At 68.7% G+C, this 19,794-nt stretch carries 14 protein-coding genes; 8 read left to right on the forward strand and 6 right to left on the reverse strand.

Annotation, left to right across the window (positions count from 1 at the left end; genetic code table 11):
- Positions 1-77 precede the first annotated feature (77 nt).
- Together sufU and sufT are read left to right on the forward strand one after the other, a co-directional pair.
- Positions 78-551, forward strand: coding sequence for a Fe-S cluster assembly sulfur transfer protein SufU (sufU, locus tag D8S75_RS05300; protein ID WP_119964909.1), 474 nt, complete (start codon positions 78-80; stop codon positions 549-551).
- Positions 551-1,099 (forward strand): putative Fe-S cluster assembly protein SufT, encoded by a 549-nt coding sequence (gene sufT, locus D8S75_RS05305; protein WP_119964910.1) that lies wholly within the window; start codon positions 551-553, stop codon positions 1,097-1,099. The genes sufU and sufT overlap by 1 nt, the downstream gene beginning before the upstream one ends.
- Positions 1,100-1,358: 259 nt before the next feature.
- Here the strand turns inward: sufT and D8S75_RS05315 are convergent, their stop codons facing one another.
- From D8S75_RS05315 to D8S75_RS05325, 3 genes are all read right to left on the reverse strand, one after another.
- Positions 1,359-1,658, reverse strand: a complete 300-nt coding sequence (locus D8S75_RS05315; protein WP_119964912.1) for a DUF2249 domain-containing protein — start codon at positions 1,656-1,658, stop codon at positions 1,359-1,361.
- Between the two features lie 60 nt (positions 1,659-1,718).
- Positions 1,719-2,930: an NnrS family protein gene (locus D8S75_RS05320; protein ID WP_119965111.1), complete on the reverse strand. Its 1,212-nt coding sequence runs from the start codon at positions 2,928-2,930 to the stop codon at positions 1,719-1,721.
- Positions 2,931-3,047: 117 nt separating this feature from the next.
- Positions 3,048-4,793 carry a methyl-accepting chemotaxis protein gene (locus D8S75_RS05325; RefSeq protein WP_119964913.1) on the reverse strand — a complete coding sequence of 582 codons (1,746 nt, stop codon included), beginning with the start codon at positions 4,791-4,793 and terminating at the stop codon, positions 3,048-3,050.
- Positions 4,794-4,958: 165 nt separating this feature from the next.
- On the opposite strand from D8S75_RS05325, the gene D8S75_RS05330 reads away from it, so the two are divergent.
- A complete protein-coding gene (locus D8S75_RS05330; protein WP_119964914.1) occupies positions 4,959-5,933 on the forward strand; it encodes an alpha/beta fold hydrolase in 975 nt (324 codons plus the stop codon).
- A gap of 90 nt (positions 5,934-6,023) precedes the next feature.
- Here the strand turns inward: D8S75_RS05330 and ppa are convergent, their stop codons facing one another.
- Positions 6,024-6,560, reverse strand: a complete 537-nt coding sequence (ppa, locus tag D8S75_RS05335) for an inorganic diphosphatase (RefSeq protein ID WP_119964915.1) — start codon at positions 6,558-6,560, stop codon at positions 6,024-6,026.
- A 222-nt stretch (positions 6,561-6,782) separates the two neighbouring features.
- On the opposite strand from ppa, the gene D8S75_RS05340 reads away from it, so the two are divergent.
- Both D8S75_RS05340 and D8S75_RS05345 read left to right on the forward strand, forming a co-directional pair.
- Positions 6,783-8,861 (forward strand): sodium-translocating pyrophosphatase, encoded by a 2,079-nt coding sequence (locus D8S75_RS05340; RefSeq protein ID WP_119964916.1) that lies wholly within the window; start codon positions 6,783-6,785, stop codon positions 8,859-8,861.
- Between the two features lie 180 nt (positions 8,862-9,041).
- Entirely contained in the window at positions 9,042-11,375 is a 2,334-nt protein-coding gene (locus D8S75_RS05345) for a DUF1631 family protein (RefSeq protein WP_119964917.1), read from the forward strand.
- Here the strand turns inward: D8S75_RS05345 and D8S75_RS05350 are convergent.
- Together D8S75_RS05350 and hrpA are read right to left on the reverse strand one after the other, a co-directional pair.
- Positions 11,365-11,736, reverse strand: a complete 372-nt coding sequence (locus tag D8S75_RS05350; RefSeq protein WP_119964918.1) for a hypothetical protein — start codon at positions 11,734-11,736, stop codon at positions 11,365-11,367. The two genes, D8S75_RS05345 and D8S75_RS05350, sit on opposite strands and share 11 nt — an antisense overlap.
- 73 nt (positions 11,737-11,809) lie before the next feature.
- The gene (gene hrpA / locus D8S75_RS05355; RefSeq protein ID WP_119964919.1) at positions 11,810-15,925 is read right to left on the reverse strand and encodes an ATP-dependent RNA helicase HrpA; all 4,116 of its coding nucleotides are present in this window, start codon (positions 15,923-15,925) and stop codon (positions 11,810-11,812) included.
- An 89-nt stretch (positions 15,926-16,014) separates the two neighbouring features.
- Between hrpA and D8S75_RS05360 the strand changes: the two genes are divergently transcribed.
- From D8S75_RS05360 to D8S75_RS05370, 3 genes are all read left to right on the forward strand, one after another.
- Positions 16,015-16,704, forward strand: coding sequence for a response regulator (locus tag D8S75_RS05360; RefSeq protein ID WP_119964920.1), 690 nt, complete (start codon positions 16,015-16,017; stop codon positions 16,702-16,704).
- The gene (locus tag D8S75_RS05365) at positions 16,701-18,056 is read left to right on the forward strand and encodes a sensor histidine kinase (RefSeq protein ID WP_119964921.1); all 1,356 of its coding nucleotides are present in this window, start codon (positions 16,701-16,703) and stop codon (positions 18,054-18,056) included. The genes D8S75_RS05360 and D8S75_RS05365 overlap by 4 nt, the downstream gene beginning before the upstream one ends.
- A 62-nt stretch (positions 18,057-18,118) precedes the next feature.
- A complete protein-coding gene (locus D8S75_RS05370; RefSeq protein ID WP_232828914.1) occupies positions 18,119-19,777 on the forward strand; it encodes a phosphoethanolamine transferase in 1,659 nt (552 codons plus the stop codon).
- Positions 19,778-19,794 lie beyond the last annotated feature (17 nt).

Below are 19,794 nucleotides of genomic sequence, written 5' to 3' on the forward strand. Positions count from 1 at the left end.
CTTGCACGGTGGCCACTGGCTTGGGCCGCACCAGTTTCATGCATCGTGGGTGAGCCACAGCGCCATGGAGAACCGAAATGAATACACCGGAAAACGACCTGTACCAGGAGGTGGTGCTGGAGCACAAGCGCGCGCCGCGCAACTTCGGCCACCTCGACCACCCCACGCACCAGGCGCGGGGCACCAACCCGCAGTGCGGCGACAACATCGCCGTGGAGCTGGCCGTCGACCAGGGCCGCGTGGCGGACATCCGCTTCAGCGGCCAGGGCTGCGCCATCTGCATGGCCTCGGCCTCGATGATGGGCGAGGCCGTCAAGGGCCGCGACGTGGAGTGGGCGCGGCAACTGCAGCAGCATTTCCGCGCCGTGCTCACCGGCGAGACCGAGCCCGAAGCCGCGCCCCTGGGCAAGCTGGTGAGCCTGGCCGGCGTGCGCCGCTACCCCAGCCGCATCAAGTGCGCGCTGCTGGGCTGGCACGCGCTCATGCACGCGCTGGCACAAGAGGCGCACAGCGACGCTGGCGCGGCCGTCACCCTGGAGGAAACGCCATGATGAAACGCCACCGCGAAGACGTGCTGGTGCGCCGCCCGGTGCGCGTGGAGTGCATCCCCGACGGCTCGCCCATGGACCTGGAGGCTGGCAGCCTGGCGCAGATCACCCAGGCGCTGGGCTCCTCTTTCACCCTGCTCGTGCAAGGCCAGCTCGTGCGCCTGCGCGGCGCCGACGCCGACGCCATCGGCAAGCAGCCGCCCGCCGCGCTGGCGCTGCCGGAGAAAGTGGAGATCGAGGACCTGAACGACTTGATCCGGCAGGCGCTGAGCACCTGCTACGACCCGGAGATTCCGGTCAACATCGTGGAGCTGGGCCTCATCTACCGCTGCGAACTCGAAGCGCTCGAAGACAGCGAGAAGGTGCGCGTGGTCATCGACATGACGCTGACCTCCGTGGGCTGCGGCATGGGCGAGGCGATCGCCGACGAGGTGTGCGACAAGGTGCTGGCCCTGCCCCGCGTGGGCGAGATCACGGTGAACATGGTGTTCGATCCGCCGTGGAACCGCTCCATGATGTCCGAGGCAGCCATGCTGTCGCTCGGGCTGTAGACCCCAAAAACGCCACAGCCCGCTTTCGCGGGCTGTGGCGCACCAGGAGATTGGATCGGCCGTGGCCGGTAAGTATCAGTGAGCCATTGCGTTTGCTCCACCTACGGCGCATGAAGCGAACGCGGTCCAGGCCAGCGGCCCCCGCGCAAGGGCCGCCCCGCCGCGCTGGGGGCGTCCCCCTGCCCGCATCGCGCAGCGAGGCGAGAGCGGGGGGAAGGCGCGAAGCGCCTCAGGGGGCTCAGGGGGATGTCGTCGCACTTCAGCCGCAGCAGGCGCCGCCGGAGCAGCAGGAGTCTTCGGCCTCGGCAGCGGACACCTTGGCTTCGAGCTTGCTGATCAGCACGCGCCATTGGTCCGGACCGGACTGCAGGTAGGCCCATTGGAACTGGCCGGGCGCACGCGATTCGAGCTGGTGGCGCAGGGGCACGGGGTCATGGTCGTTGACGATCTGCAGCGCCTCGCCTGCGCGCAGGGCGTCCAGGCGGCCAAAGATCTGCACATGGCGCTCGCGCGGCTCGATGGTGCGCACGTCGATCACGGGGGATTGGGTGGGAAGCATGGAATCAGCCTTTCTGGGCGGTGGTCATGAAGAGAAAGCAGGAGAGAGGCAGGGCGCAGCTCAGCCGTCCTTGCCGTCGAGCCGGGTCTGGGTCAGCCAGGGGGTGTAAACGAACAGGTACACGGCGAACGCGATGGCCCAGGCCGTGGCGGCAAGCGCCAGGGCCGGCGCGTACCACTGCGGCACCACGGCAGGCACCAGCACGCGCAGCACGGCAGCGCCCATCACCAGCGCATAGGCCAGCACCTCGGCCCGGCCCACCTGCAACTGGCGCCCCGTGTGGCCGCGCGCCGTGCGCGTGACCATGCCGATGATGAGCCCGCCCGTGGTGCCCACGGCGAAGGCGTGCACCGCCACGGAAACGGTCACCACGCCCACCTGCGCCAGCGCCAGGAGGGCAAAGCCCACGGGCACCCAGGCGTAGGAGGCGTGCAGGATCCAGAGGATGGGGCGCTTGAACGTGACCCGCGGGTGCCACTTCCAGAGGCGCACGGCGTGCATGCCGGCGGCGATCACGCAGGCCACCAGCGTGACCCAGCCCGCCGGTGCGAACACCCACAGCGCCAGCGCCACGCCGGTGCTGGCCAGCGTGACCAGCTCGAACTTGCGCGGGATGTTGATCACCAGGCCGGGCGTGACATTCTTGGTGAACATGGGCACGACGCGGCCGGCCATCACGCACTCGATCATCACGATCAGGCCCAGGCCGGCATACAGCGCCTGCACGGGCTGCAGACCGATGGCGCCCATGGCCGCCAGGTGGAAGCACAGGTTGGCCAGCGACAGCAGGACGAGGATGGAAATCAAGGGGATATTGCGCTTGTTGCCCGCCTTGATGAGCAAACGCAGCAGGATGACGGCCACCGTGGGCAGCAGCACCAGATCGAGCGCGGCGTACACCGGATAGGGCGCCGCCACGGCGGCCACCCGCGCCGCCAGCCAGAGCAGCGCCAGCGTGCCGAGCAGCGGCCCGCGCGGCGTGGCCAGCCCGGTCCAGGCCTTCACGGCCGTAAGCAGGAAGCCGATGATGACGCCGGCGGCAAAGCCGAACAGCATTTCATGGGCATGCCACAGCAGGGGGGATACCGTGAGATGCAGCGGAACCAACCCCAGGAACGCCGCGATCCAGAGCGGCACCGACAGGCAGGCCAGCAATGCCGTACCCAGGTAGAAGGGGCGAAAGCCCAGCCGCAGCAGGGGCCAGCCCTCCAACGCCACGGGTTGCTGCGCCGCGTTGCCCGTGGGCAGGATGGGAGGTAAGGGGTGTGTCATGGGATCGTGGCGCCAGGCCGGGTTCAAGGGCCTGAATGGCATGCAATAAGATTCATTTTACATGAATCTTATTGCAACACGACTTTCACCTGCAACCGCTGGGGACAAGCACTCCCGTCAGAAGCTTTCCCAGTCGTCCTGACCTCCGGCGGACGCCGCCGGGGCGGCGGGCGCGGGCTTCGCGGCAGGAGCAGCAAGCCCGGGCGCGGACTTCTTGCGCGCGACCACGGGGGCCGGGGCAGGAGCCGAACGCTTGACGGCGGGGCGCGGTGCTGCGGCCACGGGGCGGGCAGCGGCCGGCTGCTCACCCTGGGCCAACCGGAACACGGCCACGGCATCGACGAGTTCGCGCGCCTGGCTGTTGAGGCTGCCGGCGGCCGCGGCCATCTGCTCGACCAGCGCGGCATTCTGCTGAGTGGCCTGGTCCATCTGCGTCACGGCATCACCCACCTGCGACACGCCGGTGCTCTGTTCGCTGCTGGCCGCGCTGATCTCGCCCATGATGTCGGTCACGCGCCGGATCGCCGTCACCACCTCGGTCATGGTCACACCGGCCTTGTCCACCAGCGCGCTGCCCTGCTCCACGCGTTCCACGCTGTCCGTGATGAGTGCCTTGATCTCCTTGGCCGCCTCGGCGCTGCGCCCGGCCAGGCTGCGCACCTCGCTGGCCACCACGGCGAAGCCCCGGCCCTGTTCGCCCGCGCGGGCCGCTTCCACCGCCGCATTGAGCGCCAGGATGTTGGTCTGGAACGCGATGCCGTCGATCACGCTGATGATGTCGGCGATCTTCTTGGAACTGTCGTTGATGCCGCGCATGGTGCTAACCACCTCGGCCACCACTTCGCCCCCCTGCTGCGCCACGCTGGAGGCGTTGACCGCCAGCTGGTTGGCCTGGCGCGCGTTGTCGGCGTTCTGGCGCACGGTGGAACCCAATTGCTCCATGGACGCCGCCGTCTCTTCCAGCGCGCTGGCCTGCTGCTCCGTGCGCGCCGACAGATCGTGGTTGCCCTGCGCGATCTCGGCGCTGGCCGTGGCCACGCTCTCCGAGCCCTGGCGTACGCGCGTGACGATGCTCACCACGCTGTCGCGCATGGCCTGGATGCCATGGAGCACGCTGTGCTCATGGGTCGCACGCGGAATCTCGACCGCCAGATCACCCTGGGCGATGCGGTGCGTGATGCCGTTGAGCAACTCGGGGTCGGCGCCAAGCTGCCGCAGGATGCTGCGGGCCAGCACCAGGCTGATGACCACCAGCACCCCGGCCAGCACCAGCGTGATGAGGCCCAGCTGAACCAAACGGCTCACGAAGACAGACTGCACCGTGTCCACATACACGCCCGAACCGATCACCCAGCCCCAGGGCGCGAAGCCCTTGACATAGGACACCTTTTCCACGGGCTTTTCGCTACCCGGCTTGGGCCACATGTAGGACACAAAGCCGGCGCCATCCTTCTGCACCGTTTTCACGAATTCCATGAACAGCAGCAGGCCCGTGGGGTCCTTGTTGCCGCTGAGATCCTGGCCCTGCAGGTCCGGACGAATGGGGTGCATCACCATGCGCGGCTGCATGTCGTTGATCCAGAAATACTCTGCCCCGCTGTAACGCAGGGGCCGGATCGCCTCCATGGCCTGCTTCTTGGCCTCGTCCTCGGTGATGACGCCCTTGCTGGCCTGGTCATGGTAGTAGACCACCAGTCCATGGGCGGCCTCCACGGTCTGGCGCACGCTGATCTGCCGCTCCTGCATGATCAGCGCCCGCTCGGACAGCATGAACAAGGTGATGAGAACCATCATCCCCAGCACCGCGCAAACCACCAGGGTGCCAAGGCGCCTGGAGACGCTTAAACGGTTGAGTGCCAGCATGATGTGTTTCCTTTCGTTTTCAAATCTTTACCGTCCACCACGGCGCCCATGAGGCACCGGGCGCAATCCCCTGTCCGCGAACCACAAGGCTTCAACACAAGAAAGGCAGGCAACGCCGTCACGTTCGTGACATCTTGTTGTAAACATACCCCATTTCCCTATGCCATGCGAGCCCCGCTCCGCGAAACATCTCCAGGCTTTCCCGAAGGCCGGCACATTTGGAGAGTTACCCCCATTTCTGCGCCAGCGGCCCATGGAAGAATGCAGCATTGTCTCGACTCCCGCCGCCACGGCGGAAGTCCCGATTCGATTGCACTGCGAGTCCCGATGCCCCCGTTCGCCAAAAAAGCCCCCGAACTCCATGAACTCCCCCCGCCCGGCCTGCACCTGCTCGCGATGGAGTTCCGCGCCCCCTGGGAACTGGGCGCGGTACTGCCCGCTTGGCCCCTGCTGCAGCGCGCGCCGCTGGGCGACGGCCATTCGGTCATCGTCTTCCCGGGCCTGACCGCTGGCGACCCGACCACCCTGCCGCTGCGCCGCTACCTCGAATCGCGCAATTACCAGACCCACGGCTGGGGCCAGGGGCTGAACCTGGGCCCGCGCCATGGCGTGCTGGAAGCCGCCAAGCAGCAGCTGGTGGAAACCAGCCAGAAGAGCGGCGCCCGCGTCAGCCTTGTGGGCTGGAGCCTGGGCGGCGTCTATGCCCGCGAGCTGGCCAAGGAAATGCCCGACCTGGTGCGCTGCGTGATCACGCTGGGCACGCCGTTCGCTGGCCCGCACACCTCCACCAACGCCTGGCGCATCTACCAGTTCGCCAGCGGGCGCGAGGTGCACCGCGAGGCCGAGCACTACAACCTGCCTGAAGCGCCACCCGTGCCCACCAGCAGCATCTATTCGCGCACCGATGGCGTGGTGGCCTGGCGCGGCAGCATCCAGGCGCCCGCGCCGCACAACCCGCACACCGAGAACATCGAGGTCGTCGCCAGCCATTTCGGCATCGGCCTGCACCCGGGCGCCTGGTGGGTCGTGGCAGATCGCCTAAGCCAACCCCAGGGCCCCGGCGTGGTGTGGCAGCCCTTCAAGCGCCCCACCCTGCCCGGCCTGAATCTGATCTACCCCGACCCACAACGGGGCCGCTGAACTGCACAAGAAAATGCCCGCGAAGAATGCGGGCACGGCGTGCAAGCACAGGCGCGGGCGGCGCTGCACGCCTTGCGCAGCGCCCATGCATCAACCTTGGGATTTCTGGTACTCGGCCAGACCGTCCATGATTTCCTTGTGGGCGGCCTCGATGCCTTCCCAGCCCAGCACCTTGACCCACTTGCCTTCTTCCAGGTCCTTGTAGTGCTCGAAGAAATGGCTGATGGCCTTCAGGCGCATCGGGTTCACGTCCGCCACGGTCTTCCAGGGCTCGTACATCTTGAGGATCTTGGTGGTGGGCACGGCCAGCACCTTGCCGTCGATGCCGGCCTCGTCTTCCATCTTCAGGATGCCCAGGGCACGGCAGGGCACCACCACGCCGGGGTGCAGCGGGTACGGGGTGATGACCAGCACATCCACCGGGTCGCCGTCGCCCGACAGGGTGCGGGGCACGTAGCCGTAGTTGCACGGGTAGTACATGGCCGTGGTCAGGAAACGGTCCACGAAAACGGCGCCCGACTCCTTGTCCACTTCGTACTTGATGGGATCGGATTCAGCCGGAATCTCGATGACCACGTTGAAGGTTTCGGGAAGGTTCTTGCCGGGGGTGACGCTGTTAAGAGACATGTTGTCGTTCGCGATGTTGATGATTGTTAAGAGTTCACGTCGGGATTAACCCTCATTTTAAGGCCCCCCCCCTTTCTCGACGCTTGCATGTCATTTTTTCGGGGTAAATTGCCTTGGTTGGCCAATCGTCTCCAGGCTTGGAGCACGAGGAAGCAACGCAGCGGGGACATGACCGGTGCGTTGTGTCCCCTAACGTGCGATTCAACACCCTGGAGAAAAAGAATGGCTGGAAACACAGCGCTGACTTCCCCTCTCATACTGGCCCTGGTCTGCGGGCTGATTGCAGTGGCCTACGGCTTCTGGGCCCGTGGCTGGATTCTCTCGAAGGACGCGGGCAACGCCCGCATGCAGGAAATCGCGGCCGCCATCCAGGCGGGCGCGGCCGCCTACCTGGCGCGCCAATACAAGACCATCGGCATCGTTGGCGTGGTGCTGGCCATCCTCATCGGTCTCTTCCTCGACGGCAAGACCGCCATCGGCTTCGTCATCGGCGCGGTGCTTTCGGGCGCCTGCGGCTTCATCGGCATGAACGTCTCGGTGCGCGCCAACGTGCGCACCGCGCAGGCCGCCACGCAAGGCATCGGCCCCGCGCTGGACGTGGCCTTCCGCGGTGGCGCCATCACCGGCATGCTGGTGGTGGGCCTGGGCCTGCTGGGCGTGACCGGCTTCTACTGGTTCCTGGTGGGCAGCAACCCGGCGGCGGACAAGACCCTGGCCGGCCTGCTCAACCCGCTGATCGGCTTTGCCTTCGGCTCCTCGCTGATCTCCATCTTCGCGCGCCTGGGGGGCGGCATCTTCACCAAGGGCGCCGACGTGGGCGCCGACCTGGTGGGCAAGGTGGAGGCCGGCATCCCCGAGGATGACCCGCGCAACCCCGCCGTGATCGCCGACAACGTGGGCGACAACGTGGGCGACTGCGCCGGCATGGCCGCCGACCTGTTCGAGACCTACGCCGTGACGCTGATCGCCACCATGGTGCTGGGCGCCCTGCTGGTGGCCGCCGCGCCGCTCAACGCGGTGCTCTACCCGCTCGCGCTGGGCGCCGTGTCCATCGTGGCGTCCATCATCGGCTGCTTCTTCGTCAAGGCCTCGCCGGGCATGAAGAACGTGATGCCCGCGCTCTACAAGGGCCTGGCCATCGCCGGCGTGCTCTCGCTCATCGCCTTCTACTTCGTCACCACCTGGATCATCCCCGACAACGCCTTGGGCGGCAGCGGCGCGCAGATGAAGCTGTTCGGCGCCTGCACCACCGGCCTGGTGCTGACGGCCGCGCTGGTCTGGATCACCGAGTTCTACACCGGCACCCAGTACTCACCCGTGCGCCACATCGCCCAGGCCTCCACCACGGGCCACGGCACCAACATCATCGCGGGCCTGGGCGTATCCATGCGCTCCACGGCCTGGCCGGTGATCTTTGTCTGCATCGCCATCCTGGTGGCCTACCAGCTCGCAGGCCTGTACGGCATCGCCGTCGCCGCCATGTCCATGCTGAGCATGGCCGGTATCGTGGTGGCGCTGGATGCCTACGGCCCCATCACCGACAACGCCGGCGGCATCGCCGAAATGAGCGAACTGCCCAGCAGCGTGCGCGACATCACCGACCCGCTGGACGCCGTGGGCAACACCACCAAGGCGGTGACCAAGGGCTACGCCATCGGTTCTGCCGGCCTCGCCGCACTGGTGCTGTTCGCCGACTACACGCACAAGCTGGAGAGCTATGGCCGCGCGGTCAGCTTCGACCTGAGCGACCCCATGGTGATCATCGGCCTGTTCATTGGCGGCCTGATCCCCTACCTGTTCGGTGCCATGGCCATGGAAGCCGTGGGCCGCGCTGCCGGCAGCGTGGTGGTGGAAGTGCGCCGCCAGTTCAGCGAGATCAAGGGCATCATGGAAGGCACGGCCAAGCCCGAGTACGGCAAGGCCGTGGACATGCTGACCACCGCCGCCATCAAGGAAATGGTCATCCCCAGCCTGCTGCCCGTGGTGGTGCCGATCGTGGTCGGCCTGCTGCTCGGCCCCAAGGCGCTCGGCGGTCTGCTCATGGGCACCATCGTGACCGGCCTGTTCGTCGCCATCAGCATGTGCACCGGCGGCGGCGCCTGGGACAACGCCAAGAAGTACATCGAGGACGGCAACCACGGCGGCAAGGGCTCCGAGGCACACAAGGCCGCCGTGACCGGCGACACCGTGGGCGACCCCTACAAGGACACCGCTGGCCCGGCCGTGAACCCGCTGATCAAAATCATCAACATCGTGGCGCTGCTCATCGTGCCGCTGGTGGTGAAGTTCCATGGCGGCTGACACCTTCGCAGGCCCCCTGGCCCGCGCTTGAAGAACGAGGGGGCCGAGCGCCCCCTCGCTGCCTTGGAACCGTTCACGATCTTTGCATGGAGTGCGCAAGGCAGCATCCATCCGGGCGCGTTCCACGGCGATACTCGCACACGATGAAAGACATTGGTATTTCTTCAAAAGAGAACTGACTTGAAACACGTCGCACCGTCTGCCCCCGCCCCCGCAGGACCCGACGCCGATATCTACCAGCGCCTCCTGCACAGCGTGCTGGAGGATGCTCGGCATCTCATGGAGCGCGTCACCGAGGCCACGCGCCAATCCCTGCAATCGCGCGAAGACCTGGCGCGCACCCCGGGCGAGCGCCATGCGCTGCTCGACGCGCGCCAGCAACTCGCCAAGCTCGCCCCCGTGATGAGCGACCGCTACCCCGGCACGCTGCGCAAGGCGCTCGATCAGGGCAACGCGGAAAGCCAGAAAGCCACGCGCTCCCTGTTCACCGTCCATTTCGACGACCTCGAACTGATGGACGAGACACAGATCAGTGAAAGCGTCGAACGCGCCCGCGCCGGGCAGATCGTGGCATCGGCCGTGGAGGCTCCCCTGGCCGATCTCGATGCGCTCGTGTGCGCGGCCCGGGGGCTGCCCACCGTCCGCCCGGAACACAACCCCCTGCGCCCCGAAGCCTTCCTGCAGGCGCTGCAGGGCGTGGTGTCGCAGATGCAGGCCACCGACCAGGTGCGGCGCGACTGGATGGCGCACATGGCCCAGGCCCTGGGCGGCGAACTGCGCAAGCTCTACCTCGCGCTGATCGGCCAGTTGCAGCAAAGCGGCATCCGGCCCGTGGGCTATGCCGTGCGCCAGGCCGGCGGCGAATATGTCTACCTCGGACCGACCTCCACCGGCGCCGCCCCGGGCTTCGGCCCGGAAACGGCGCCCGCGCGGCTGGAAACACCAGAAACGCCGCCCTTGCAGGCCGGCCACGCCGACTCGCTGCTGACGCTCGACCGCCTGCGCCGCCTGCTGCTGGGCGAGCTCACCGAAACGCCCGTGCCCGCACCCACCTCGCTGGAGGCCTTCGCCGAACGGTTCTCGCGCGAATTCGAAGCCCATGCGCACGAGCCCCTTCCCACGGACTTCGCCATCACCGTCCCTGCCGCCTTCGAGGCCCTGCAGGAAATGAACCAGGTGGGCCACATGATGGAGCGCCTGGGCAGCCAGCGCGGCCAGGCCAGCGGCGGCACGGCCGCATCCGCCGCGGCGCACAAGGGCGCCACGGGCCTGGGCCAGGCCCTGAGCATGGAAGTGGTGGCCCTGATGGTGGACAACATGGCGCGCGACAGCCGGCTGCTCTGGCCCGTCCAGCAGTTCATCCGGGCCCTGGAGCCCGCCCTGCTGCAATTGGCCCTGGCCGACCCCCGCTTCTTCAGCGACAAGGAACACCCCGCCCGCCGCCTGCTGCAGGAGATCACGGACCGCAGCCTGGCATTCGACAGCCTCGAAGCCCCCGGCTTCGAGAGCTTCATGCACCCCCTGATCGAGATCGCCAGCCCGCTGGCCACGGCCGACATCGACAGCCAGGAGCCTTTCGAGCACATCCTGCAGCAGTTGCAGACCACCTGGGCCGAGCGCGAGCAGGCCCGCAAGCGCGAGCGGCTGCGCGCCATCGAGGCCCTGCAACACGCCGAGCAGCGCCACCTGCTGGCGGCCAAGATCTCGCGCGACATCTGGCTGCTGCCCCAGATCGGCCAGGTGCCGCAGGAAATCTCCAAGTTCTTGCTGGGCCCCTGGGCCCAGGTGATGGCCCAGGCGCGCCTGACCGACCACGGCGGCGGCACCGACCCTGGGCGCTACCGCGAACTGGTCGATGCCCTGATCTGGAGCGCGCAACCCGAACTGACCCGCCTGAACGTGGGCCGGCTCGCGCGCCTGCTGCCCAAGCTGCTGAGCAAGCTGCGCGAGGGACTGGCATCGATCGACTACCCCGCCGCCAAGACCGACACGTTTTTCGACCGGCTCATGCAATTGCACCAGCAGGCCTTCAAGCCCGCGCCGGCCGCGCAAGCCGCCAAGCCCGCGCAGCCCAGGCCGCGGCCCGCGCCGCACGCCGACGAAGAACCCTGGGTCGCGCCCTCCGAGGCCAAGGAGTCGGGCTACATCGACTCGACCGTGGCCCCGGAATCCCAGGGCGAGACGCCAGAAGCGATACCCACCGGAACCAGCGCCTCGGCCAACGGCCCCTGCCCCAGCGCGCCCGTGCAGGGCAACCTGGCCGTCGGCACCTGGGTGGACCTGCTGGTGGCGGGCAAATGGGAGCGCACCCAGCTTTCATGGATCGGCCCGCATGGCACGCTCTTCCTCTTCACCAGCGCCTCTGGACGCTCCCAGTCCATGACACTGCGGTTGCTGGAGCGGCTCATCGAACAGGGCTCCATGCGCGTTCTGACGCAGCAAACGGTGGTGGATGGCGCCCTGGACGCCGTGGCCCAGGCCGCCATGCGCAACAGCGTGGATATCAGGCTGTGAATGTCGGAATATCGGCGAGCACGCAATGCTGCCCGGTCCGGCGGCAGCGGTCCTGCTCGCGCCAATAGTCGCCATGCCCCAGGCACCCCGTCTGGCAGATCACCAGATCGGCGGCCACGGCGCTGGCGTTGCCTTCGCCGATCAGCCGGGCCACCAGGCGCGCGTGGTCCTCGCGCGCCAGGGCCAGCGCCGTGTCGCGCACGATCACGGCCGCCCGCAGGCGCACGGCCTGGGCCTGCAGGCGCTCGATCTCGGCACGCTGCTGGGCCATCACCCGGCTGCAGCGCTCCTGCACGGCGCCATACGCGCGGCACAAAGCGAGGTGCTCGTCGAAAGGGGCGTCAATGGGCTCGGTCTGCATGGATTCACGGAAGGAATGCAGACAGTATAAATGAGAATTAATCTCATTAATAGCCCGTGATCGGCATGCTGGCTCAGCTATTGATCTGCGCCCAGAGCTTGTCCAAGCGTTTGACGCTCACCGGCTGCGGCGTGCGCAGCTCCTGGGCGAAGAAGCTCACGCGCAGTTCCTCCAGCAGCCAGCGCAGCTCCTGCATGCGCGCGTCCACCTGGCCCTTGCGCTCGGCCACCAGGCGCCAGTAGCGCTGCTCCTGCGGGCGCAGCTCGGCCAGGCGGGCGGCGTCGCGCGCCGGGTCGGCGCGGACTTTGTCCAGCCGCAGCACGATGGCCTTGAGGTAGCGCGCAAAGTGCGCCAGCTGCGGCCAGGGCGCGGCCGCCAGGAACTGCTTGGGCATGAGGCGCTGCAGTTGCTGCTGCGCATCCTGCGTGGCCTCGGGCGCGCCCTTGGTGTCCTTGATCTTGCGCACCGCCGTGGCGTATTCCTGCAGGATGGTGAGTGCCAGGCGCGCCACCTCGTTGGCGATCAGCGTGAGGCGAGCGCGCCCTTCCTGCACGCGGCGCTCGAAGTCCTGCGCGTTGGTGGGCAGCGGGTCGAGCAGGAAGGCGCGGTCCAGCGCCACGTCGAGGATCTGCGCGCGCAGTTCTTCCTGCGTGCCCAGCGGCATGTAGGCCACGGCCATCTTCTGCAGGTCGGGGATGTTCTTTTCGAGGTACTTGAGCGCGTCCTTGATCTGCAGCGCGCACAGGCGGCGCAGGCCGGAGCGGTGCTTGACGGCCGCCACCTCGGGTTCGTCGAACACCTCGATGGTGACCGCATCGCCCGCGTCGATGAGCGCCGGAAAGCCGATCAGCGTCTGCCCGCCCTTGCCGATCTCCATCAGCTCCGGGAGTTCGCCAAAGGTCCAGGCGGTGTAGCGTTGCTCGGCCTGCGCGGCGGGTGCAGTCTTCGCTCTCTTTTCAGGAGCTGCTTGCGCTCTATCTGCGGCATTTTCAGATGGTTTTTTATCTGAATCCGGCTTGGATGAAGCGCCAGGCGCTATCTTTAATGAAGCAAGCGCCTGGAAGGCCCCGCGCGCCTTGGCGCCCAGTTCGGCCTTGAGCGCGCCCAGGTTGCGCCCCTGGCCCAGCTGGCGGCCGTGCTCGTCCACCACGCGGAAGTTCATGAACAGGTGCGGCGGCACCATGTCGAGCTTGAAGTCGGCGCGCTTGACGTCGAGCGAGGTTTCGTCGCGCACCTGCTTGAGCAGTGCGTCCACCAGCCCCGTGTGGCCCACGCGGTCGGGCGTGCCCAGCAAGGCGGCCAGGCGCGTGGCGCTGTCGGGCAGCGGCACGAAGCGGCTGCGCGGGCGCTGCGGCAGGCTCTTGAGCAGGGCCTGGATCTTGTCCTTGAGCATGCCGGGCACGAGCCACTCGCAGCGCTCCTCCTGCACCTGGTTGAGCACGAACAGCGGGATGGTGACGGTGATGCCGTCGCGCGGGTCGCCGGGCTCGTGTAAATAGCTCGCGGCGCAGTCCACGCCGCCCAGGCGCACCATCTTGGGAAAGGCGCTGGTGGTGATGCCTGCCGCCTCGTGGCGCATGAGTTCGTCGCGCGTGAGCTTGAGCAGGTCGGGCCGGGCCTTGCTCTCCGCGCGGTACCAGTGCTCGAAGCTGCGGCCGTTGCACACGTCCTGCGGCACCTGCTGGTCGTAGAAGGCGAAGATCAGCTCCTCGTCCACCAACACGTCCTGGCGGCGCGACTTGTGTTCCAGCTCCTGCACCTTGGCGATGAGCTTGTCGTTGGCGGCCAGGAAAGGCAGGCGCTTGTCCCAGTCCTGCGGCGCCTCGCCGCCCACCAGCGCCTCGCGGATGAACAGCTCGCGCGCGGCATGCGGGTCCACCTTCTCGTAGCCCACGCGGCGCCCGCTGTACACCACCAGGCCGTACAGCGTGGCGCGCTCGAACGCCACCACCTCGGCGGCCTTCTTCTCCCAGTGCGGGTCGAGCACCTGTTTCTTCAGCAGGTGCGCGCCCACCTCTTCAAGCCATTGCGGCTCGATGGCGGCGATGCCCCGGCCGAACAGGCGCGTGGTTTCCACCAGTTCGGCGCAGACGATCCAGCGCCCCGGCTTCTTGCGCAGGTGCGCGCCGGGATGGCGGTGGAACTTGATGCCGCGCGCGCCCAGGTAAACGTCCTCTTCCTCGGGCTTGAAGCCGATGTTGCCCAACAGGCCCGAGAGCATGGACAGGTGCAGCGCCTCGTAGCTGGCGGGCTGGTTGTTGAGCGCCCAGTGGTGCTCCGTCACCACGGTGAGCAGTTGGCTGTGCACGTCGCGCCACTCGCGCACGCGGCGCACGTTGATGAAGTTCTGGCGCAAGAGCTGCTCGTACTGGCGGTTGCTGAGCTTGTGCGTGGGGGCGGCCGCCGCAGGCACGGGCTGCGCCGGCGCGGCCGCCTTGCGCTGCGCCACCGGCAGCACGGCCTGCGAGGGGCCGCGCGCGCGCGCCTGGGCCTGCTGCACACGCGCCGAGGGCAGCTGCGGCACACCGCCGCGCGCGTCCTGCAGCCACTGCCAGAGCTTGAGGTAGCCGCTGAATTCGCTCTTGTCGTCGTCGAACTTGGCGTGCTGCTGGTCGGCCTGCTGCTGCGCCTCCATGGGGCGGTCGCGCACGTCCTGCAGGCTCAGGGCGCTGGCGATCACCAGCACCTCGCTGAGCGCGCCACGCGCACGGGCTTCGAGGATCATCCGGCCCACGCGCGGGTCGAGCGGCAGCTTGGAAAGCTCGCGCCCCATGGGCGTGAGCTCGTTCTTGTCGTCCACCGCGCCCAGTTCGTTGAGCAGTTGGTAGCCGTCGGCAATGGCGCGGCCCGAGGGCGCGTCGATGAACGGAAAGTCTTCCACCACGCCCAGGTGCAGCGACTTCATGCGCAGGATCACCCCCGCCAGCGAGCTGCGCAGAATCTCGGGGTCGGTGAAGCGCGGGCGGCCCGTGAAGTCCTTTTCGTCGTAGAGCCGGATGCAGATGCCGTTGGCCACGCGCCCGCAGCGCCCGGCGCGCTGGTTGGCCGCCGCCTGGCTGATGGGCTCGACCAGCAACTGCTCCACCTTGCTCCGCAAACTGTAGCGCTTGACGCGCGCCGTGCCTGCGTCAATCACGTACCGGATGCCTGGAACGGTGAGCGAGGTCTCGGCCACGTTGGTGGCCAGCACGATGCGCCGGCCGGTGTGGCCGTCGAAGATGCGGTCCTGCTCGGCCTGCGACAGGCGCGCGAACAGCGGCAGCACCTCGGCGTTGCGCGTGACCGGCTGGTGCGCCAGGTGCTTGCGCAGGTGGTCGGCGACCTCGCGGATTTCGCGCTCGCCGGGCAGGAAGACGAGGATGTCACCGCCCGCATTGCCTTGCCAGAGTTCGTCCACGCCGTCGGCGATGGCCTCGTTCAGGCCGTAGTCGCGGCTTTCCTCGAACGGCCGCCAGCGCTGCTCCACCGGGAAGGTGCGGCCCGACACCTGAATCACCGGCGCCGGAATCAGTTCGCCCCCACGCTCCCCCACTGCGTGTGGGTCGCTGCCCCCCGAGGGGGCCGCGCCCGGCTTGGGGCGGCCCGGCGCCGGGCGGGCGCTTGCAAAATGCTTGGCGAAGCGGTCGGCGTCGATGGTGGCGGAGGTGACGACGATCTTCAGGTCCGGCCGGCGCGGCAGCAACTGGCGCAGATAGCCGAGCAGGAAGTCGATGTTCAGGCTGCGCTCGTGCGCCTCGTCGATGATGAGGGTGTCATAGGCGCTCAGCAGCGGGTCGGTCTGCGTCTCGGCCAGCAAAATGCCGTCGGTCATGAGCTTGACCGAGGCATCGCGCGAAAGCCGGTCCTGGAAGCGCACCTTGTAGCCCACCACCTCGCCCAGCGGCGTTTTCAGCTCCTCGGCGATGCGCTTGGCCACGCTGCTGGCGGCGATGCGGCGCGGCTGGGTGTGGCCGATGAGCCGGCCCTTCTGCCCCTCCGGCGCATTGCACTTGCCACGCCCCAGGGCCAGCGCAATCTTGGGCAACTGCGTGGTCTTGCCCGAGCCGGTTTCACCGCAGACGATGATGACCTGGTGCTGGCGCAGCGCCTCCATGATCTCGTCGCGCCGCCCCGACACGGGCAGGGACTCGGGAAACTCCAGGGTGAAGGCGCGGGAAGGCTCGGACGGACGCGGATCGGAAAAAGACATAGGCCCGCATTATCGGCAGCGCCGCCCGTCCCGGCGGGCAGGACGCACAATAGCGGGCGAACAAGCATTCCCTGGCAAAAGCAAAGCACATGCGCATTCTGGTGGTCGAGGACGACGAGGGCATCGCGGGCGGGCTGGCGGCCACGCTCCGGGGCGCGGGCTACGCCGTGGACATCAGCCCCACCCTGTCGGCCGCCTGGACGGCCCTGCATGTCGAGGCCTTCGACATGGTGCTGCTCGACCTGGGCCTGCCCGATGGCGACGGCATCGACTGGCTGCGCCGCCTGCGCCAGGAAGGGCTGCACCTGCCCGTGCTCATCCTGACCGCGCGCGACGCCCTGCCCGACCGCATCGCCGGGTTGGACGAAGGCGCCGACGACTACCTCGTCAAGCCCTTCGACCCCGGCGAACTGCTCGCGCGCATGCGCGTGGCGCTGCGCCGCAGCGAGGGGCGCGCCTCACCCGTGCTGCGCCATGGTGACCTGGAGGTGGACCCGGCCGCCCACACCGTGCGCCGCGCGGGCGCGCTGGTGCCGCTGCGCGCCAAGGAATTCGCGCTGCTGCTGGCCCTGCTGCGCGCCAGCGGCCAGGTTCTGACGCGCCAGCGGCTCGAAGAGGCGCTGTACGGTTTCGACGACGCGCTGGAGAGCAACGCCCTGGAGGTGCACATCCACCACCTGCGCCGCAAGCTCGGCAACGAACTGCTCCAGACGGTGCGCGGCGTGGGTTACTACGTGCCCCGCGCCGATGCGAAACCGCTCCCTGCGGGCCCGGCATGAGCACGGCCCGTCCGCCCGCCCCCACACCCCGGCGCCCGCTGTGGCGCCACCTATGGGCCTGGACGCTGGGCACGCTGGCGGCCATCTGGCTCATCCTGGCCGCCGTCGCCTACTACACCGGCCTGCACGAGGCCGACGAAATCACCGACGGCCAGCTCGAATCGACCGCCCAGCTGCTGTTGCGCCCGGACGCCCCGATCGGCCCGGGCCGCGCACCCGCCCGCCCCGTGGACGACGGGCAGGCCACTGCCGTCTATGCCCCCGCATTGCGCATCGTGGTCTGGGAGCATGGCCGCGTGCTGTGGGACACGCACGGCATCGCGGCGGTGCTGCCCGACCCCTTGCCCGCGGGCCGCCGCACGCTCACCCTCGGCGCCGCGCATCCGGGCCACACCTGGCGCGCCTTCGTGGCCGACGCCCCCGCCAGCGCCCAGGCGCCGCGCCGCGTGGCCGTGCTGATCGACATGGGCTGGCGCCAGGCCCTGGGCCGCGACATCGCGGAGCACATCGTGCGCCCGGCCCTGATCCTGCTGCCGCTCGTGGCCTTGCTGCTGGCCTGGGCCATCCGCCGGGGCATCGCGCCGCTGGAACACCTGTCGGACCAGATCGCCGCGCTCGACCTCGACGCCGGAAAGACCTTGCCAGCGCAGCAACCCTTCGAGGAACTCTCCGCCACGGCCCATGCCATCAACGCGCTGGTGCAGCGCCTGCAGTCGCAACTGGAGCGCGAACGCCGCTTCACCTCGGACGTGGCGCACGAGCTGCGCACCCCGCTGACCGCCATGCTGCTGCAGTCGCGCCTGGCCCGCGAAACCCGCCAGGACGCGGACCGGGATGCGGCCCTGGCCCTGGTCGAGCACGACGCCCTGCGCGCCGGCCGCATCCTGGGCCAGCTGCTGGACCTGGCCCGCGCCCAGAGCCTGGACGGCCAGGCCTCGGAGCCGGTGGACCTGTGCCACCTGGCGCGCCAGGTGGTGGCCGCGCACGCGCCCATGGCCTACGAGCTGGGGCAGGAGCTGGCCCTGGAGGCCCCGCCGGGCCCGGTGGTGGTGCAAGGCCACACCACCATGCTGGAACTGGCCCTGCGCAACCTGGTCGACAACGCCCTGCGCCACACGCCCGGCGGCACGCTGGTCGAGGTGCATGTCGGCCATGCCGCCGACGGCGGCGGCTACCTCTCGGTCCGCGACAACGGCGCGCGCGACGGCGCCCGGCCCAGCGCCAGCCCCGGCCTGGGCGTGGGCCTCACGCTGGTGCAGCGCATCGCCGACGCGCACGGGGCCGTGCTGGAGCAGGTCCAGGGCACGCCCGCCGAACCGCACCGGGTCACCCTCGCCTGGCCGCCGGATTAATGTTGAGATAAGCCTGGAGTCCAAGAATCGCCGCACCCAAGTGCACCCCGGTTCCCGACTCCATGCCCCTGACTGCCCCCCTCCGCGCTCCCTGGCACCCCACGGCCCTGCTGCTGGTGCTTGCCCTGTGGCTGGCCACCCTCGGCAACTTTCCGCTCTGGACCGCCCTGTGGAGGCTGCCCGAGATGCACGGCCCCCAGGCCGTCGCCACGCTGGGTCTCCTGGTCCTGGTGGTGCTGGCCGCCACGCTGCTGCTGCTGAGCCTGCTGGTCTGGCCCCGCTGGCTGAAGCCGGCCGGCCTCCTGCTGCTGACCATCACGGCATCGAGCAGCTACTTCATGGCCAGCTACGGCATCGTGATCGATCCGACCATGGCGACCAATGTGGTGCAGACCGACATGGGCGAGGCGCTGGACCTGCTGTCCTGGCCGCTGCTCGTCACCCTCACGCTGGGCGCCGCGCTGCCCGGCATCTGGTGGTGGCGCCAGCCGGTGCGCGCGGTGGGCGCGGTGCGGCTGGCCGGGCAGCAACTGGGCGCCGGCCTGCTGGGCCTGCTGGTCGCCGTGGCGCTGCTGTGGACCTCGTTCCAGGACGTGGCCTCGCTCATGCGCAACCACAAGCAGCTGCGCTACATGGTCAACCCGTTCAACACGGTGTATGCCGTGGGCCGCGTCGCGGTGGGCCGCACCACGCAGGCCCAGAAGCCGCTACGCCCCCTGGGCGAGGACGCGCGCGGCCCCGCCGCCACGGGCACGGACCCCGATGGCGCACCCCTCATCGTGCTGGTGGTCGGCGAGACGGCCCGCGCCGCCAATTTCGGGCTGGGCGGCTACGGGCGCGACACCACGCCCCGGCTCCAGGCGCTGCAAGGCCAGGGCGATCTGGTGTATTTCTCGAACGTGAGCTCCTGCGGCACCAACACCCAGACCTCGGTGCCCTGCATGTTCTCGCACCTGGGCCGGGACGGCTATGCGGACGCCTCCGAACGGCACGAGAACCTGCTCGACGTGCTTCAGCGCGCGGGCCTGGCCGTGCTGTGGCTGGACAACCAGTCCGGCTGCAAGGGCGTGTGCGAGCGCGTGCCGAACGTGGACACCCGCGCCCTGGACTTTCCCGACGTCTGCCCCGACGGCCAGTGCCTCGACGAGGCGATGCTGCGCCAGCTGCCCCAGGAACTGTCCAAGCTTCCCGCCGAACGCCGCGCCCGGGGCACGGTGGTGGTGATGCACCAGATGGGCAGCCACGGCCCGGCCTACTACAAGCGCTCGCCGCAGGCGCTCAAGCGGTTCCTGCCCGAATGCACCAGCCACGCGCTGCAGGAATGCCCGGTGGAGCACATCCAGAACGCCTACGACAACTCGCTGCGCTACACCGACCACTTCCTGGCCGAGACCGTGCAGTGGCTGCAGGCGCAGAAGCGCCCCACGGCCCTGCTCTACCTCTCCGACCACGGCGAATCCCTGGGCGAGAAGGGGCTGTACCTGCACGGCATGCCCTACCGCATGGCGCCCAAGGAGCAGACCCAGGTGCCCATGCTGGCCTGGATCTCCAAGCCCCTGCAGCAAGACCGGCACTGGGACATGGCCTGCCTGCGGGCCAAGGCCGGCCAGCCCTGGTCGCACGACAACCTGTTCCACACCCTGCTGGACGTTGCCAGCATCCACACCCAGGTACATGTCCCCGCGCTGGACATCCTGTCGGACTGCGCCCGCCCGGCCTGAGCAATATCGGTGAAAAT

The organism is Simplicispira lacusdiani, from assembly GCF_003604195.1.
Taxonomy (GTDB): domain Bacteria; phylum Pseudomonadota; class Gammaproteobacteria; order Burkholderiales; family Burkholderiaceae_C; genus Simplicispira; species Simplicispira lacusdiani.

What these genes read in the sequence shown, in the direction of transcription:
- sufU (WP_119964909.1), top strand. Translation starts at nt 78, where the DNA reads ATGAATACACCGGAAAACGACCTGTACCAGGAGGTGGTGCTGGAGCAC.
- sufT (WP_119964910.1), top strand. Translation starts at nt 551, where the DNA reads ATGAAACGCCACCGCGAAGACGTGCTGGTGCGCCGCCCGGTGCGCGTG.
- D8S75_RS05315 (WP_119964912.1), bottom strand. Translation starts at nt 1,658, where the DNA reads ATGCTTCCCACCCAATCCCCCGTGATCGACGTGCGCACCATCGAGCCG.
- D8S75_RS05320 (WP_119965111.1), bottom strand. Translation starts at nt 2,930, where the DNA reads ATGACACACCCCTTACCTCCCATCCTGCCCACGGGCAACGCGGCGCAG.
- D8S75_RS05325 (WP_119964913.1), bottom strand. Translation starts at nt 4,793, where the DNA reads ATGCTGGCACTCAACCGTTTAAGCGTCTCCAGGCGCCTTGGCACCCTG.
- D8S75_RS05330 (WP_119964914.1), top strand. Translation starts at nt 4,959, where the DNA reads ATGCGAGCCCCGCTCCGCGAAACATCTCCAGGCTTTCCCGAAGGCCGG.
- ppa (WP_119964915.1), bottom strand. Translation starts at nt 6,560, where the DNA reads ATGTCTCTTAACAGCGTCACCCCCGGCAAGAACCTTCCCGAAACCTTC.
- D8S75_RS05340 (WP_119964916.1), top strand. Translation starts at nt 6,783, where the DNA reads ATGGCTGGAAACACAGCGCTGACTTCCCCTCTCATACTGGCCCTGGTC.
- D8S75_RS05350 (WP_119964918.1), bottom strand. Translation starts at nt 11,736, where the DNA reads ATGCAGACCGAGCCCATTGACGCCCCTTTCGACGAGCACCTCGCTTTG.
- hrpA (WP_119964919.1), bottom strand. Translation starts at nt 15,925, where the DNA reads ATGTCTTTTTCCGATCCGCGTCCGTCCGAGCCTTCCCGCGCCTTCACC.
- D8S75_RS05360 (WP_119964920.1), top strand. Translation starts at nt 16,015, where the DNA reads ATGCGCATTCTGGTGGTCGAGGACGACGAGGGCATCGCGGGCGGGCTG.
- D8S75_RS05365 (WP_119964921.1), top strand. Translation starts at nt 16,701, where the DNA reads ATGAGCACGGCCCGTCCGCCCGCCCCCACACCCCGGCGCCCGCTGTGG.
- D8S75_RS05370 (WP_232828914.1), top strand. Translation starts at nt 18,119, where the DNA reads ATGCCCCTGACTGCCCCCCTCCGCGCTCCCTGGCACCCCACGGCCCTG.